The following is a 15,456-nucleotide window of genomic DNA, read 5'->3' on the forward strand; positions in this document are numbered from 1 at the left end:
AAGATGAATTTTTCCAAGTTCTTCATTTCGCGGCCGATCTTCGCAGCGGTGCTCTCGCTGCTGATCCTGATTGCCGGTGCGATCTCGCTGTTCCAACTACCGATCAGCGAATACCCGGAAGTGGTGCCGCCGACCGTGGTGGTGCGCGCGAACTTCCCGGGCGCCAACCCCAAAGTCATCGGTGAAACCGTGGCCGCTCCGCTGGAGCAAGCTATCACCGGCGTCGAGAACATGCTGTACATGTCCTCGCAGTCGACCGCCGACGGCAAGCTGACCTTGACCATCACCTTCGCCCTGGGCACCGACCTGGACAATGCGCAGGTGCAGGTGCAAAACCGCGTGACCCGTACTCAGCCGAAGCTGCCTGAGGAAGTGACACGCATCGGTATCACCGTGGACAAGGCCTCCCCCGACCTGACCATGGTGGTGCACTTGACCTCCCCGGATCAGCGCTACGACATGCTGTACCTGTCCAACTACGCCCTGCTCAATGTGAAGGATGAGTTGGCGCGCCTGGGCGGTGTGGGTGACGTACAGCTGTTCGGCATGGGCGACTACTCGCTGCGCGTGTGGCTGGACCCGAACAAGACCGCTTCACGCAATCTGACCGCCACTGATGTCGTGACGGCGATCCGTGAGCAGAACCGTCAAGTCGCCGCCGGTACCCTGGGCGCCCAACCTGCACCGACGGCCACCGCGTTCCAGTTGTCAGTGAACACCCAGGGTCGCCTGGTAACCGAGGAAGAGTTCGAGAACATCATCATTCGCTCCGGCGACAACGGTGAAATCACCCGCCTGCGAGACATCGCACGGGTGGAGCTTGGCTCCAGCCAGTACGCCCTGCGTTCGTTGCTCAACAACCAGCCGGCCGTGGCGATTCCGATCTTCCAGCGCCCTGGCTCCAACGCCATCGAGATCTCCAACGAAGTGCGCGGCAAGATGGAAGAGCTGAAAAAGAGCTTCCCCCAGGGCATGGACTACAGCATCGTCTATGACCCGACCATCTTCGTGCGCGGCTCCATCGAAGCGGTGGTGCACACGCTGTTCGAAGCACTGATCCTGGTTGTCCTGGTGGTGATCCTGTTCCTGCAAACCTGGCGCGCCTCGATCATTCCATTGGTGGCGGTGCCGGTATCGTTGATCGGTACGTTTGCGGTGATGCACCTGTTCGGCTTCTCGCTCAACGCGCTGTCCTTGTTCGGATTGGTATTGGCCATCGGTATCGTGGTGGACGACGCCATCGTGGTGGTGGAGAACGTCGAACGGAACATCGAACTGGGCCTGGAACCGTTCCCGGCCACTGAAAAAGCCATGAGCGAAGTGACCGGCCCGATCATCGCCACGGCGTTGGTGCTGTGTGCGGTGTTCGTGCCAGCGGCGTTCATCAGCGGCTTGACCGGGCAGTTCTACAAGCAGTTCGCCTTGACCATTGCGATCTCGACGGTGATTTCGGCCTTCAACTCGCTGACATTGTCCCCTGCCCTGGCTGCAGTCTTGCTCAAAGGCCACAACGCGCCGAAGGATGGTTTCTCCAAATTCCTCGATAAGTTGCTGGGTGGCTGGTTGTTCAGACCGTTCAACCGCTTTTTCGACAAGGCCAGCCATGGCTACGTCGGCACCGTACGCCGCGTGATCCGTGGCAGTGGCATCGCGCTGTTCCTTTATGCCGGCCTGATGGTCCTGACCTGGCTGGGCTTTGCCCACACGCCGACCGGTTTCGTACCGGCCCAGGACAAGCAATACCTGGTGGCGTTCGCCCAGTTGCCGGACGCCGCGAGCCTGGACCGCACTGAAGATGTGATCAAGCGCATGTCCGACATCGCGTTGAAACAACCAGGCGTGGAAAGCGCCGTAGCGTTCCCTGGCCTGTCGATCAACGGTTTCACCAACAGCCCGAACAGCGGCATCGTGTTCGTGACCCTGAAGCCGTTCGACGAGCGTAAAGACCCGAGCATGTCCGCCGGTGCGATTGCCGGTGCCTTGAACGGCAAATACAGCAACATCCAGGAAGCCTACATGGCGATCTTCCCCCCACCGCCGGTGCAGGGGCTGGGTACGATCGGTGGTTTCCGCCTGCAAATCGAAGACCGTGGCAACCTGGGTTACGACGAGCTGTACAAAGAAGTGCAGAACATCATCACCAAGAGCCGTACCACGCCGGAGTTGTTCGGCCTGTTCACCAGCTACACGGTCAACGTGCCCCAGGTCGATGCCGCCATCGATCGTGAAAAGGCCAAGACCCACGGCGTGGCGATCAGCGACATCTTCGACACCCTGCAGATCTACCTGGGCTCGCTGTATGCCAACGACTTCAACCGCTTCGGCCGGACCTACCAGGTCAACGTGCAGGCGGAGCAGCAGTTCCGCCTGGATGAAGACCAGATCGGCCAGCTGAAAGTGCGCAACAACAAAGGCGAGATGATCCCCCTGGCGACCTTCATCAAGGTCAGCGACACCTCGGGCCCGGACCGCGTGATGCACTACAACGGCTTCATCACCGCCGAAATCAACGGCAACGCGGCACCGGGCTACAGCTCGGGCCAGGCTGAAGCGGCGATCGAGAAACTGCTGAAAGAAGAACTGCCCAACGGCATGACCTACGAGTGGACCGACCTGACGTATCAGCAAATCCTCTCGGGCAACACCGCGCTGTTCGTATTCCCGCTCTGCGTACTGCTGGCGTTCCTGGTACTGGCCGCCCAATACGAAAGCTGGAGCCTGCCATTGGCGGTGATCCTGATCGTGCCGATGACCCTGCTGTCGGCCATTACCGGGGTGATTATCTCGGGCGGCGACAACAACATCTTCACCCAGATCGGCTTGATCGTATTGGTGGGCCTGGCGTGCAAGAACGCGATTCTGATCGTCGAGTTCGCCAAGGATAAACAGGCAGAAGGCCTCGACCCGCTCGCCGCGGTACTGGAAGCCTGCCGTCTGCGTCTGCGGCCGATCCTGATGACCTCGTTCGCCTTCATCATGGGTGTGGTGCCTCTGGTGTTGTCCAGCGGCGCCGGTGCCGAGATGCGTCATGCCATGGGCGTGGCGGTGTTCTCCGGGATGATCGGTGTGACCTTCTTCGGTCTGTTGCTGACGCCAGTGTTCTACGTACTGATCCGTCGCTATGTGGAGCGCCAGGACGCGCGCAAAGCGGCCAAGGCCTTGAAGCTGGAGACACTGCAATGAGTGTGAAAGTCTTTCTGCCGAGCTTGCTGGTACTGGCGCTAAGCGCCTGTGCCGTAGGCCCGGACTATAAAACCCAGACGCCGGAGGCGGCCAATATCACGGCCGCTGCCGATGCGAAGCAGTATGACCATGCCAAGTTCGAAGGCATCTGGTGGCAGCAGTTCGAGGACCCGACCCTCAACCAACTGGTGACCCAGTCGCTGCAAGGTAACCGGGATCTGCGCGTCGCCTTTGCCCGCCTGCGGGCGGCACGGGCGATCCGCGATGACGCCAGCAATGACGCCATGCCGACCATCACCAGCCGCGCCAGCAGTGACCTGGCCAAGGGACAAATCCCGGGCCAGACCACCAAGCGCGTCAACAGTGAGCGTTACGACCTCGGCCTGGACATGGCCTGGGAACTGGACCTGTTCGGTCGCATCCAGCGCAACCTGGAAGCCACCGACGCCGACCAGCAGGCCGCCGAGGCGGACTTGTACCAGCTGCAAGTCACCATGATCGCCGAACTGGTGGACGCCTACGGTCAACTGCGTGGCGCGCAACTGCGTGAACGCATTGCCTTGGACAACCTGAAGAACCAGCAGGAATCTCGCTCCATCACCATCAGCCTGCGGGATGCCGGTGTGGGTGACCAACTCGACGTGGAGCGTGCCGATGCGCGCCTGGCGGCGGTAGAAGCCAGCGTGCCGCAATTGCAGGCCGAGCAAGTGCGCGAGCGCAATCGCATCGCCACCCTCCTCGGCCAGCGGCCCGACAAGCTCACCGTAGACCTGAGCCCGAAAGACCTGCCGGCGATTGCCAAGGCGTTGCCGATTGGCGACCCGGGGCAACTGCTGCAACGCCGCCCGGACATCCTCAGCGCCGAACGCAAACTGGCCGCCGCCACTGCACGCATCGGCGTAGCCAAGGCCGACCTGTTCCCACGGGTCAGCCTCAGCGGCTTCCTCGGCTTTACCGCCGGGCGCGGTTCGCAGATCGGCTCGTCCGCCGCCAATGCCTGGGCCCTTGGCCCGAGCATCACTTGGGCAGCATTTGACCTGGGCAGTGTGCGCGCCCGTTTGCGCGGCGCCGATGCCGAGGCCGATGGCGCGTTGGCAACCTACGAGCAACAAGTGCTGTTGGCCCTGGAAGAGTCCGAGAACGCCTTCAGCGACTACGGCAAGCGCCAGCAACGTTTGGTCTCGCTGATCCGCCAAAGCGAATCCAGCCGCGCCGCCGCCGATTTGGCCGCGATCCGCTACCGCGAAGGCACTGTGGACTTCCTGGTCCTGCTCGACGCCCAACGTGAGCGCCTGGCCGCCGAAGACTCCCAGGCCCAGGCCGAAGTCGACCTGTATCGCGGCATCGTCGCGATCTACAAGGCACTGGGGGGTGGCTGGCAGCCGGACACGGTGGTCGCTACCGCCAAGTGATGTAAAGAGCTCCTTTGGTTGGTCGCATCCAGCCAATTTTTTGCCCCGTGGTCCATTCGGTCACGGGGCTTTTTTTATGGAAAACTTGTAGGTCTTTTCTTTAAAGAAATGCAGACGACTCCGTCGGATATAGAAGCAGTCCCATGTAGGAAAGCTCCTAATCTCAAACTCTGCCTTTATGAATTCGCCATTTCATTCAAGGCCAACAATATTTCCAAACTCTGACGGGCCGGTTTCAGCTCTCAAGAAACTTATCCAGCTGTCGACAAGCAGGTATAACGTTCGACTAAAGGAGTATCCGATCATGGCCGTTTTATTGACTGCAGAACAAATGAGGCATACCAAGGCGTCTAACCCGTTCCAGATAAAAAACCCGGAACAGGTGGTCAATAAATTCACGATAACAGAGGAGGCAAACGCTGCGGACACGTTGAAGCTTCGCAAACAAGAGTCAATCGATGATCTGAAAGCATTCTTGAAAGACTACGACATGACATCCATTACCACCAACGAACTAAAGAAAGTCGGCAGGCGGCTGTATGAGGATAACGTCATTGATGGCGAGGCGTTTCATGTGTTCATCTCTGGCCTTGGCGCTTTTGATGCCAACGGCCAGCAAGCCGAAACCGACGTCAAATACAATGCAATCGCTTTATTTAACGAAACACTGGAAGACTACCTTTCGTTTCTTGAAAGTCGTCCCGACGTGAAGCGTTCACAAGGTATCCCAGAATATGTCCAGGGCATGATCGCTGCCAATCACGCAATAAATGCACTCGCGTATTTTGTCAACTCTTCCCGAAGTGATCTCTCGATAGAGGAGCGTGCCTGAACCTGGCCATGTCATACAGGGTGCCAACCCGCCTTTTGACACCCTGGTCTATCAGCGCATCACCGACCAAACCTGACCGTCCCCCAATAGGACTTGGAGACCGGTTCGCGGTTGTCCAGCATCACGCGGTAGGTACCCAAGGGGCCAAGCCATGAGGCATAGGCTGACAAAGGATTGTGAGCGACTGTTTTCCAAGCGCCACCGACCTGCTGTTGAATGTAGATATGGGGTGCTCTACCGCTTCCTGCAGCAGACACCATCGCATCAATGTTTGCATTAGAGCAGCCGTTAGTCCCTGCGATAGTAAATGGACCGAGCGCTATGGCCTCGGAGTCAGGTTGGATTATCCCACTGTAGCTATCCGTGATATTCAAGCACACCGCGGACACGGACGCAGACAGCAACGTCAACACTAAAAAAGGCAGTGCAAAAAGACTTTTCATGATCTTCACCTTAAATGTCGAACCTTCAAGATTTTTTTGCGACTATTTACCTATCGTTTTGTTATTTCTCCATAAGCCGCCCTCGACTTAGCCGTGCCGCGCTGCCGACGCAGATACACTGCACATGAATCGAACTGTTCAATAGAAGTATTAGGAACCGTGCCACTGACTATGCACGAATTATCACTGTGGGTAAGCCGCAAACTTCCCAAAAACATGAAGGACTGTTCTGTAGTACGCGAGAAGCACTCGGTAAGTTATTTCCTAATCCAGCCCACTCACGCCATTACAACCGATTTGTCTCGTTCAAAATCAAACTACGGTACTGCCCGGGATTCGACCCGACCCATTTACGAAACGCCTTATAAAACGAACTGGTATCGGCAAAGCCCAATCGCTCGGCTATCTCGGCAAAGCTGATCTGCGGCTCGGCGAGCCAGACAATCGCCAGTTCTTTACGCACGCTGTCCTTGAGGCCCTGGTAGGTCTGCCCTTCTTCCGCCAGGCGGCGGCGCAGGGTGGAGGCGGAGATGCACAGGCTGGCGGCGAGGCCGTCGGTTTCCGGCCAGGTATCGGGAGGCATCTGGCGCAGGTCGTGCTTGATGCGGGTAGCGAGGCTGTCGGGGTCGCGGTATTTGACCAGGATGTTGGCGGGCGCGTGGGCCAGGAAACGCTTGAGTTCTTCAGTGCTGCGCTTGATCGGCAGGTCCAGGCAGTCGGCGGAGAAGATCATGCGGGTACGCGGCCGATCAAAACGCAGGTTGTCAGAGAACATCACCTGGTAGTCGTCGCAGAAGGCCGGTTTTGGACAACGCAGTTCAATCGCCAGGATCGGGATGCGTCGCCCTGCCAGCCAACAGGCGACGCCGTGCACGATCATCCAGTAGGTAAAGTACGTGAACGCTCGGTTGGGCTCAGACTCGGGCTCAAGCAACACGATCTCCGCCAGGCTCTGTTGGCGCACCAGTTGCGCGGGCAGTCGCTCCAGCATCAGTGACAGGAACCCCAGGCCGCTTTCCAGGCTGGTGACGAGTGTCGGTTGCGCCATCGCGGTGCGGCACAGGAAGGCCAGGCTGCCGGATTTGAGCTTGCGCGGGTCCATGCCAAAGAACTCATCATCCATGCGCCGTGCCAACAGGCGCCACAAGCGTGCGTAGGCAGTGGCCGAGACACGCGCGGTGGGCTCGGCCAGCAGGTGCGGGTCAACCCCGGCGCGCTGCAGCACTTCGTCGCTTGCGGCCCCCGGCGCGCAGCTTTGCAATAAGGCTTCGCGTACGAGGTGAATGGAAATGGTGTCTTTTTCCGACATGGTGAATCGGTGCCCAAGGGTGCAGAGAATGGCACGCATCATAAGGGGCGACGCGATTTGCCACCACCGTTCAGCCAGGGTTCAGCAAACGTCAAGATTGCTTGTTTAGTAATGAGTATCATTATGTTACAACTTAGGTTCCTATCTAGTTTGGATGCGGTGCCGAATGCTCGTTCCTTTTCTCATCATGCTGCGCGAAGGCATTGAAGCCGCATTGATCGTTGGCATTATCGCCAGTTACCTGCAACAGACCGGCCGTGGGCAGTGGATGCCTGCCGTGTGGATCGGGGTGTTCCTCGCCGCTGCGCTGGCCCTGCTGGTCGGTGGTGGCCTGGAATTGGTCAGCGCCGAATTCCCGCAAAAACAGCAGGAGCTGTTCGAAGGCATTGTCGGCTTGGTCGCCGTGGGCATCCTCAGTTCCATGGTGTTCTGGATGCGCAAAGTGGCGCGGTCGATCAAGCATTCCCTGCACGAATCCCTTGATCACGCGTTGGCCGGCTCCAGACACCAAGTCACCGCGCTGATCCTCATGGTGTTTTTCGCCGTGGCCCGTGAAGGTCTGGAAACCGTGTTTTTCCTGCTGGCGGTGTTCCAGCAGAGTGAGGGCCCGGGCGCACCGATAGGTGCCCTGCTCGGCTTGATCCTGGCAATCATCGTCGGCTTCCTGATTTACACCGGCAGCATGCGCCTGAACCTCGGTGCGTTTTTCCGCTGGACCGGCCTGTTTATCCTCGTGGTGGCCGCCGGCATCCTCGCCAATTCCGTGCAGGCCCTGCACGAGGCGGGCGTGTGGAATCACCTGCAAACCGTGCTGTTCGATTTCAGCGCCGCCTTGCCCATGGACAGCCCGCTGGGCTCAGTACTCGCCGGCATGTTCGGCTATCAGGAGGCCCCGACCGTCAGCACCCTCGGCGCCTACCTGATTTACCTGGTGGTGGCCCTGGTGATGTTCTTCCTGCCCGCCGCGCCGTCCAAGCCGGTCGCATCGTCTTCTTCCGTTTCCAGCCAGTAAGGACCGTCCCTTGTCCAACCCAACTCCTCAACCGGCTTCGCCACCCCGCGCCCTGCGCTGGGCAGTGGCGGGCTCGGTGGTCGTGATGATCGCCGCCGGTGGCCTGTTCTATTACGCCTCGCAACTGGCGGCCAGCAAGCGCCAGACCAACCACAACGAGATCGCCGTGACCATTCATGGCCACGCCTGCGAGCCGAATGAGCTGACGGTGCCGGCCGGCCGCGCCAGCTTCCGCATCATCAACCGCTCTGATCGTGCGGTGGAATGGGAAATCCTCGATGGCGTGCTCGTCGTCGAAGAGCGTGAAAACATCGCTCCCGGCCTGAGCCAGGTGATCAACGCCAACCTGCTGCCCGGTGACTACGCGATCACCTGCGGCCTGCTGAGCAACCCACGTGGCACCTTGCACGTAACGCCCACCGCCGAGTCCGACGCGCAGGCCAAGGCCAAACCGTCGATGGTGGCGTTTATCGGCCCGTTGTCGGAGTTTCGCGTGTACTTGAGCAGCCAGGGCAGCGCGTTGGTCAAAGCCGCCACCGCCTTGCAGCAGGCCATCGACAGCGGCGACCTGGCCCAGGCGCAAGCGCTTTACGTTCCCGCCCGCGAGGCTTACCAGCGACTGGCCCCGGCCTCGCAACGCTTGGCTGAGCTGGACAATGCCATCAACGCCCGCGCCGATTACTTTGAAAAGCGCGAACAGGACCCGGCCTTCAGCGGCTTCCATCGCCTGGAATACAGCCTGTTCCAACAGCGCAGCCTCGACGGCCTGGCTCCGGTTGCACAGCGCCTGGTGAACGACGTCACGACGCTCAAGCAACAGCTGCTGGCCCAGTCCCTGCCACCGGAGCAACTGGTGAGCATCGTGGTGCGCAACCTCAACAGCCTGTCCGATGTGCGCGCCATCAGCGGTGAAGAAGAACGCTACAGCCACGTCGACCTGAATGGGTTCGCCGCCAACCTGGAGGCCGCCCACAAGGTCGTGGAGTTGATGCGCCCGTTGCTGACCAAATCCGCCGCCGACCTGCTACCCAAGGTCGACAGCGCCCTCGCCGCCTTTGATGCCGAACTCCAGGGCTTCAAGGTCGACAAGGGCTACGCCACCTATGACAGCGTGACCGCCGATCAGCGCAAGCAGATCGCCGACAAGGCCAAGGCTCTGGCCGCTGCACTCGATGGAATCGACCCCGCCCTTGGCCTTTCCGGCCTGCAGTGAAGACGACCGCACACATGAGCGATTCAGCACAATTTGACCTCCAACGCCGCCGTGTCCTGCTGGGCATGGCCGCCACCGGCGCGGCAATTGCCGGCAGCACACTGACCTGCCCGGCCATGGCGGCCGCCGCCGAGCAAGTCACCACCGCACCACGCAGCGACAAGACCCAGGACCACCATGACTTCTTGGGCAAGCACCAGAGCGGCATCGTCACTCCACGCCCGGCGTGCGGCATGCTCGTGGCATTCGACGTACTGGCCAGTGACCGTGAGGGCCTGGAGCGGCTGTTCCGCACGCTCAACGAGCGCATCAGCTTCCTGATGGCTGGCGGCACCGTGCCGCAAGTGGACCCGAAACTGCCGCCCACCGACTCCGGGATCCTCGGCCCGGTGGTGACGCCAGACAACCTGACCATCACGGTGTCCGTCGGCGAGTCGCTGTTCGATGAGCGTTTCGGTCTCGCAGCAGCCAAACCCAAGCGCCTGAGCCGCATGGTCGGTTTCCCCAACGATGCGCTGGAACCGGCGCAGTGCCACGGCGACCTGAGCCTGCAATTCAGCTCCAACACCCCGGACACCAATATTCACGCCCTGCGCGACATCGTGAAGAACCTGCCCGACCTGTTGCTGGTGCGCTGGAAGCAGGAAGGCAGCGTGCCGCCCCAGGCGCCTGCCAAACCTGGCGAGCCAGCCCAGAGCGCGCGCAACTTCCTGGGTTTCCGTGACGGTTCGGCGAACCCGAACTCCAACGACGAGACCGCCATGAACCAGATTGTGTGGGTACAGCCTGGCAGCGACGAACCGGCCTGGGCGGCCAACGGCAGCTACCAGGCCGTGCGCATCATCCGCAACTTCGTCGAGCGCTGGGACCGTACGCCACTGCAAGAGCAAGAAAGCATCATCGGCCGCGTCAAGACCACGGGCGCGCCCATGGATGGCCAGAAAGAAACCCAGGTCCCCGACTACAGCAAGGACCCGGAAGGCAAGTTGACCAAGCTCGATGCCCACATCCGCCTGGCCAACCCTCGCACCCCGCAGACCCAGGCCAACCTGATCCTGCGCCGGCCGTTCAACTACTCCAACGGCGTCAACAAAAACGGTCAGCTGGACATGGGGCTGTTGTTCATCTGCTACCAGGCTGACCTGGAGAAAGGCTTTATCAGTGTGCAAACCCGGCTCAACGGCGAGCCTCTGGAGGAGTACCTCAAGCCGGTCGGCGGCGGGTATTTCTTCACCTTGCCGGGGGTCACCGGGCCCAAGGATTTCATTGGGCGCACGCTGCTGGCTGCAACGCATCCTCAAACCACTGCCCATACCTAAAAAACACTCAGAGCGGATACCGTCCCATGAAGAAGTCGACTATTGCGTTGTCGTTGTTAATGACCCTTTCGCCGCTTGCAGCATTCGCCGCTACCGCGCCGCTGGACCTGGTAGGCCCGGTCTCGGACTACAAGATCTACGTCACCGAAGAAATCGGCGAACTGGTTACCCAGACCCAGGCGTTCACCGACGCCATCAACAAGGGTGACCTGGCCACTGCCAAGAAGCTCTATGCGCCGACCCGTGTGCACTATGAGTCCATCGAGCCGATCGCCGAGCTGTTCAGCGACCTCGATGCGTCCATCGACTCGCGTGTCGACGACCATGAAAAAGGCGTGACCGCCGAGGACTTCACTGGTTTCCACCGCATCGAATACGCGCTGTTCTCGCAGAACAGCACCAAGGGCCTGGAAACCCTGACCGCCAAGCTCAACACCGACGTCAACGATCTCAAGACCCGCGTCGACGGGCTGACCTTCCCACCCGAGAAAGTCGTGGGCGGTGCCGCCGCGCTGCTGGAGGAAGTCGCCGCCACCAAGATCTCCGGCGAAGAAGACCGCTACAGCCACACGGACCTGTATGACTTCCAGGGCAACATCGACGGCGCGAAGAAAATCGTCGATCTGTTCCGTGGCCAGATCGAGAAGCAGGACAAGGCCTTCCTGGCCAAGGTCGACAAGAACTTCGCCACCGTGGACAAGGTTTTGGCCAAGTACAAGACCAAGGATGGCGGCTTCGAGACCTACGACAAGGTCAAGGAAAACGACCGCAAGGCCCTGGTGGGTCCGGTCAATACCCTGGCTGAAGACCTGTCGACCCTGCGTGGCAAGCTGGGCCTGAACTAAACCATAGGCAAAAAAAGACCCAGCCCGGTTGAAGGGGCTGGGTCTTTTTTTTGCCTGCGGTTTCTACAGGATCCGGTACAGCAACCGCTCGATCCGCACACGGCTGACCCGACGCAGGAACTTGCCGACCGCCTCGGGATAGTCCGGCAGCGTCTGCAGATCCAGGTAACGCTCGATGCGTGTGGTGTGCTGGAAAATCTGCGTCAGCTCGACACGTCGCGGCTCCAACCACTGGCCCTGGGGATCGTCGATCAACAAGGCGTTCTCCAGGTCGAGGCGGAACGCCCGCGGGTTGAGGTTATTGCCGGTCAACAAGGTGTAGCGCAGGTCGACCCACATGCCCTTGAGGTGGTACGTGTTGTCGCCGTCGCGCCACAGGTGCAGGTTCAACTGGCCGCTGTCGATCATCGGCTGATGTCGCTTGGCGAAGCGTCGCAGGCTGATTTCGTACAGGTAGGGCAGCGCCGCGATGACCTTGAATGGCTCGCTCGGCGGGATGTAGAAGTCGTTGGCGGTCTTGTCACCGACGATAATGTCGATCTTCACTCCACGCGCCAGGGCACGGTTGATTTCACGGGTCACTGGCAGTGGCAGGTTGAAATACGGCGTGCAGATGGTCAGTTGATGCTGGGCGCTGGCGATCAATTCGAGCACGACTCGGTTCAGCGGGTTGTTCTTGCCAACGCCGAGCAATGGGCTGACCGACAGATGGCCGTTGGGCAACTGCCCCGCCGTGGTGTCATACGCCGCGTGTTTGAGGCGGCTGCGCAAGTCGCCGATGTCATTGCGCAAACTGCGCGTGGTGGGTGGGTTGGGCAGGTCCAGGCGATTGACCGCCTTGGAGGCAATAAGCCCGTGTTCCACCAAGTGTTGCATCGAGTCCGCCAAGGGCTTGCTGTGGATCAGGTGGTAGCGGTCGAAGCGATACTTGTCGAACTTGTGCAGGTACACGTTGTTCAGGCTCGCACCGCTGTAGAGCACGCTGTCGTCGATCACGAACCCCTTGAGGTGCAGCACGCCGAACAGTTCGCGGGTTTGCACCGGCACGCCATACACCGGCACTTCGCTGCCGTGGCTTTGGGTCATGGCCTGGTACCAGGCACTATTGCCGGGCTGCTTGCCGGCGCCGATCAAACCACGCTGGGCGCGCAGCCAGTCGACCACCACCACGATGTCCAACTCCGGCCGCGCAGCCTTGGCCGCGTGCAGGGCCTCGTAGATCTCCTGCCCCGCTTCATCCTGCTGCAGATACAGCGCGACGATGTAGATGCGCCGGGTGGCCTGGGCGATTTGCTCCAGCAGACAACGGCGATAAGCATCTGCGCCGGACAGCACGTCAATGGCGTCGGGAGTAAGAGGGAAACCGCGCAATTTGGGCAACAGGGAGCGTTTGAAGAACGACGGCATAAGGCTCGCAGTGGGTCGAATCCGAAGAGTCCCCGAGCTTACACCATGGGGGTGCTCAGGTCTCGTTGTGCCGCATGGAAAAAATTTAATTGACCAAGAAGAACGATCGTTCTACTGTCAATCCCATGCACCTAACGACCAGCAATGAAACCCGCGATATCATCCTCGATGTCACCGAAAAACTGATCTATCGCCATGGCATCGCCGCCACCGGCATGGACTTTTTGGTGAAAACCGCCGGCGTCTCGAGAAAAAGCATTTATCGCTACTTCGCCAATAAAGACGAATTGGTGATTGCCGCCCTGCAACGTCGCGATGCGCGCTGGATGCAGTGGCTGCGCGATGAAGTGGAACGCAACGAAGGCACTGGCGAGCGGCTGCTGGCGCTGTTCAGCGCGCTCAAGGCCTGGTTCGGCACTGCGGATTTCCGCGGCTGCGCCTTTATCAATACCAGTGGCGAAACCGGCGACCCGCAGGACCCGGTGCGCCTGCTGGCCAAGGCCCATAAACAGAAACTGTTCGAGTACGCCCTTGAACTGTGCCAAGCGCATGGCACTTCCGACCCCGAACGGCAGGCCGCGCAACTGCTGATCCTGATCGACGGCGCCATCACCGTTGCCCTGGTGATGGGCGATTCTACCGCTGCCGATACTGCGCAATGCATGGCGCGAACGTTATTGGGACTTTGAACGCGCAGGTACGCGCACTTTCCAACTAAACCTTAATGTGTTGAGGAAATGCCAATGTCATCTACCGCAGAAACACGCCCTCCGCTGCCGCCGTTCACCCGCGCGTCGGCTATCGAAAAAGTGCGTTTGGCCGAAGACGGCTGGAATTCCCGTGATCCGCAGCGCGTCTCCCTGGCCTACACCCTCGACACCCAATGGCGTAACCGCACCGAATTCGCTCACAGCCGCGAAGACGCCAAGGGTTTCCTGACGCGTAAATGGGCCAAGGAGTTGGACTATCGATTGATCAAGGAACTGTGGGCGTTTACCGATAACCGCATCGCGGTACGTTATGCCTACGAGTGGCACGACGATTCGGGCAACTGGTTCCGTTCCTATGGCAACGAGAACTGGGAATTCGACGAGAACGGCCTCATGGCCAACCGTTATGCCTGCATCAACGATCTGCCCATCAAGGAAAGCGAGCGCAAGTTCCACTGGCCGCTCGGTCGGCGTCCGGATGATCATCCGGGGCTCTCCGAACTGGGCTTGTAAACCGCTTCAGTCGGGCCCAGCTTGCCAGCGACAGCGCTCTTAAAGGCGCTGTCACCGGCAAGCGGGGCTTCTACAGACCTGTTGGACCTTCAGTCCTGGTTCAGACCGACGCGATACAACACACCATCGTCCGCATCCGTCAGCACATACAAGAAGCCATCCGGCCCCTGCCGTACGTCGCGGATCCGTGCTTTCAAGCCACCCAGCAAGCGCTCCTCGTGGATCACCTTGTCGCCATCGAACTGCAGCCGAATCAACTCCTGGCTAACCAGCGCGCCAATGAACACGTTGTGCTGCCAGGGTTTGAAACGGTCAGCATCGTAAAACGCCATGCCGCTGATGCCCGGTGACTTTTCCCAGACGTGATGTGGCGGTACCGTGCCTTCCACCGTCTTGCCCTGGGCTTCAGGGATCGGGGTGAGGGAATAATTGATACCGTGGGTTGCCAGCGGCCAACCGTAGTTCTTGCCCCGCTCGATGATATTGATCTCATCACCGCCGCGCGGGCCGTGTTCGTTTTCCCAGACCGTTCCGCTCCAGGGGTTCAACGCCAGTCCCTGAGGATTACGCTGGCCGTAGGACCAGATCTCCGGCCGCACGCCTTGCTGGCCGACGAAGGGGTTGTCATCGGGTACCCGGCCATCCGGGTAGATGCGCACGACCTTGCCTTGCAACTTGTCCAGGTCCTGCGCCGTCGGGCGGTCATTGTTTTCCCCCAGGGTCACGAACAGGTAGCCATCACGGTCGAAGGCCAGGCGCGAGCCGAAGTGATTGCCGGTGGACAGCTTCGGCTCCTGGCGCAGGATCACTTTGAAGTCGGTCAAGCCACTGAGGTCAGCGGCTAGACGGCCACGCCCCACGGCAGTCCCAGCCGTCCCATTCTTGCCGCCACCTTCGGCGTAGGAAAGGTAGACCATCCGGTCTTGCTTGAAGTCCGGCGACAGCACCACATCCAGCAAACCGCCCTGCCCTTTGGCCCACACCTCGGGTACACCCGTCAGCGGCGCGGAGAGCTTGCCGTCCGGGCTGACAAAACGCAGGTGACCGGGACGCTCGGTGACCAGGAAACCTTGTTTGTCCGGCAGGAAAGCCACTGCCCATGGGTGGTCAAGGCCTTTGGCGATCGGGGTCGCGGTGACACTGCCTTGTTCACTGGGGAATTGCTGGGCATCGGCGGCGAAAGCGGCCGTCAACGGTAGCAGCGAGGTTGCACACAGGGCGGCTAGGAGGGTTTTGCGTAGAAACATAGGGCTGCATC

At 60.2% G+C, this 15,456-nt stretch carries 13 protein-coding genes; 9 read left to right on the forward strand and 4 right to left on the reverse strand.

The annotated features are described in order from the left end of the window. Positions 1–3: 3 nt before the first annotated feature. The 3 genes from CQ002_RS08990 (at position 4) to CQ002_RS09000 (ending at position 5,427) form a co-directional block, all read left to right on the forward strand. The gene (locus tag CQ002_RS08990) at positions 4–3,183 is read left to right on the forward strand and encodes an efflux RND transporter permease subunit (protein ID WP_105162138.1); all 3,180 of its coding nucleotides are present in this window, start codon (positions 4–6) and stop codon (positions 3,181–3,183) included. Next, entirely contained in the window at positions 3,180–4,595 is a 1,416-nt protein-coding gene (locus CQ002_RS08995) for an efflux transporter outer membrane subunit (protein WP_105162137.1), read from the forward strand. The genes CQ002_RS08990 and CQ002_RS08995 overlap by 4 nt, the downstream gene beginning before the upstream one ends. Before the next feature lie 304 nt (positions 4,596–4,899). Further along, positions 4,900–5,427: a hypothetical protein gene (locus CQ002_RS09000; RefSeq protein ID WP_034103512.1), complete on the forward strand. Its 528-nt coding sequence runs from the start codon at positions 4,900–4,902 to the stop codon at positions 5,425–5,427. A gap of 59 nt (positions 5,428–5,486) precedes the next feature. Here the strand turns inward: CQ002_RS09000 and CQ002_RS28135 are convergent, their stop codons facing one another. Next, positions 5,487–5,870, reverse strand: coding sequence for a hypothetical protein (locus CQ002_RS28135; protein ID WP_105702682.1), 384 nt, complete (start codon positions 5,868–5,870; stop codon positions 5,487–5,489). A gap of 286 nt (positions 5,871–6,156) precedes the next feature. Next, on the reverse strand, positions 6,157–7,179 hold the full coding sequence (locus CQ002_RS09005; RefSeq protein ID WP_098467673.1) for an AraC family transcriptional regulator: 1,023 nt from the start codon (positions 7,177–7,179) through the stop codon (positions 6,157–6,159). 166 nt (positions 7,180–7,345) lie between these two features. Between CQ002_RS09005 and efeU the strand changes: the two genes are divergently transcribed. The 4 genes from efeU to efeO (CQ002_RS09025) are packed head-to-tail and all read left to right on the forward strand — an operon-like array spanning position 7,346 to position 11,568. Beyond that, on the forward strand, positions 7,346–8,191 hold the full coding sequence (gene efeU, locus CQ002_RS09010) for an iron uptake transporter permease EfeU (RefSeq protein WP_034103514.1): 846 nt from the start codon (positions 7,346–7,348) through the stop codon (positions 8,189–8,191). Between the two features lie 10 nt (positions 8,192–8,201). Continuing rightward, positions 8,202–9,404: an iron uptake system protein EfeO gene (efeO, locus tag CQ002_RS09015; RefSeq protein ID WP_105162136.1), complete on the forward strand. Its 1,203-nt coding sequence runs from the start codon at positions 8,202–8,204 to the stop codon at positions 9,402–9,404. Positions 9,405–9,418: 14 nt separating this feature from the next. Then, the gene (gene efeB / locus CQ002_RS09020; protein WP_105163125.1) at positions 9,419–10,723 is read left to right on the forward strand and encodes an iron uptake transporter deferrochelatase/peroxidase subunit; all 1,305 of its coding nucleotides are present in this window, start codon (positions 9,419–9,421) and stop codon (positions 10,721–10,723) included. Positions 10,724–10,749: 26 nt separating this feature from the next. Beyond that, a complete protein-coding gene (efeO, locus tag CQ002_RS09025; RefSeq protein ID WP_069023924.1) occupies positions 10,750–11,568 on the forward strand; it encodes an iron uptake system protein EfeO in 819 nt (272 codons plus the stop codon). A 63-nt stretch (positions 11,569–11,631) separates the two neighbouring features. Here the strand turns inward: efeO (CQ002_RS09025) and pssA are convergent, their stop codons facing one another. Further along, positions 11,632–12,975, reverse strand: coding sequence for a CDP-diacylglycerol--serine O-phosphatidyltransferase (gene pssA / locus CQ002_RS09030; protein WP_034103520.1), 1,344 nt, complete (start codon positions 12,973–12,975; stop codon positions 11,632–11,634). Between the two features lie 125 nt (positions 12,976–13,100). On the opposite strand from pssA, the gene CQ002_RS09035 reads away from it, so the two are divergent. Then, complete coding sequence (locus CQ002_RS09035; protein ID WP_098467672.1) at positions 13,101–13,664, forward strand: TetR/AcrR family transcriptional regulator; 564 nt, start codon at positions 13,101–13,103, stop codon at positions 13,662–13,664. A 54-nt stretch (positions 13,665–13,718) separates the two neighbouring features. Next, positions 13,719–14,198: a nuclear transport factor 2 family protein gene (locus CQ002_RS09040; protein WP_034103524.1), complete on the forward strand. Its 480-nt coding sequence runs from the start codon at positions 13,719–13,721 to the stop codon at positions 14,196–14,198. An 89-nt stretch (positions 14,199–14,287) separates the two neighbouring features. Here the strand turns inward: CQ002_RS09040 and CQ002_RS09045 are convergent, their stop codons facing one another. Next, positions 14,288–15,445: a PQQ-dependent sugar dehydrogenase gene (locus CQ002_RS09045; RefSeq protein WP_034103526.1), complete on the reverse strand. Its 1,158-nt coding sequence runs from the start codon at positions 15,443–15,445 to the stop codon at positions 14,288–14,290. Between the last annotated feature and the right edge of the window lie 11 nt (positions 15,446–15,456).

The organism is Pseudomonas sp. MYb13 (genome assembly GCF_002980075.1).
In the GTDB taxonomy this organism is placed as follows: domain Bacteria; phylum Pseudomonadota; class Gammaproteobacteria; order Pseudomonadales; family Pseudomonadaceae; genus Aquipseudomonas; species Aquipseudomonas lurida.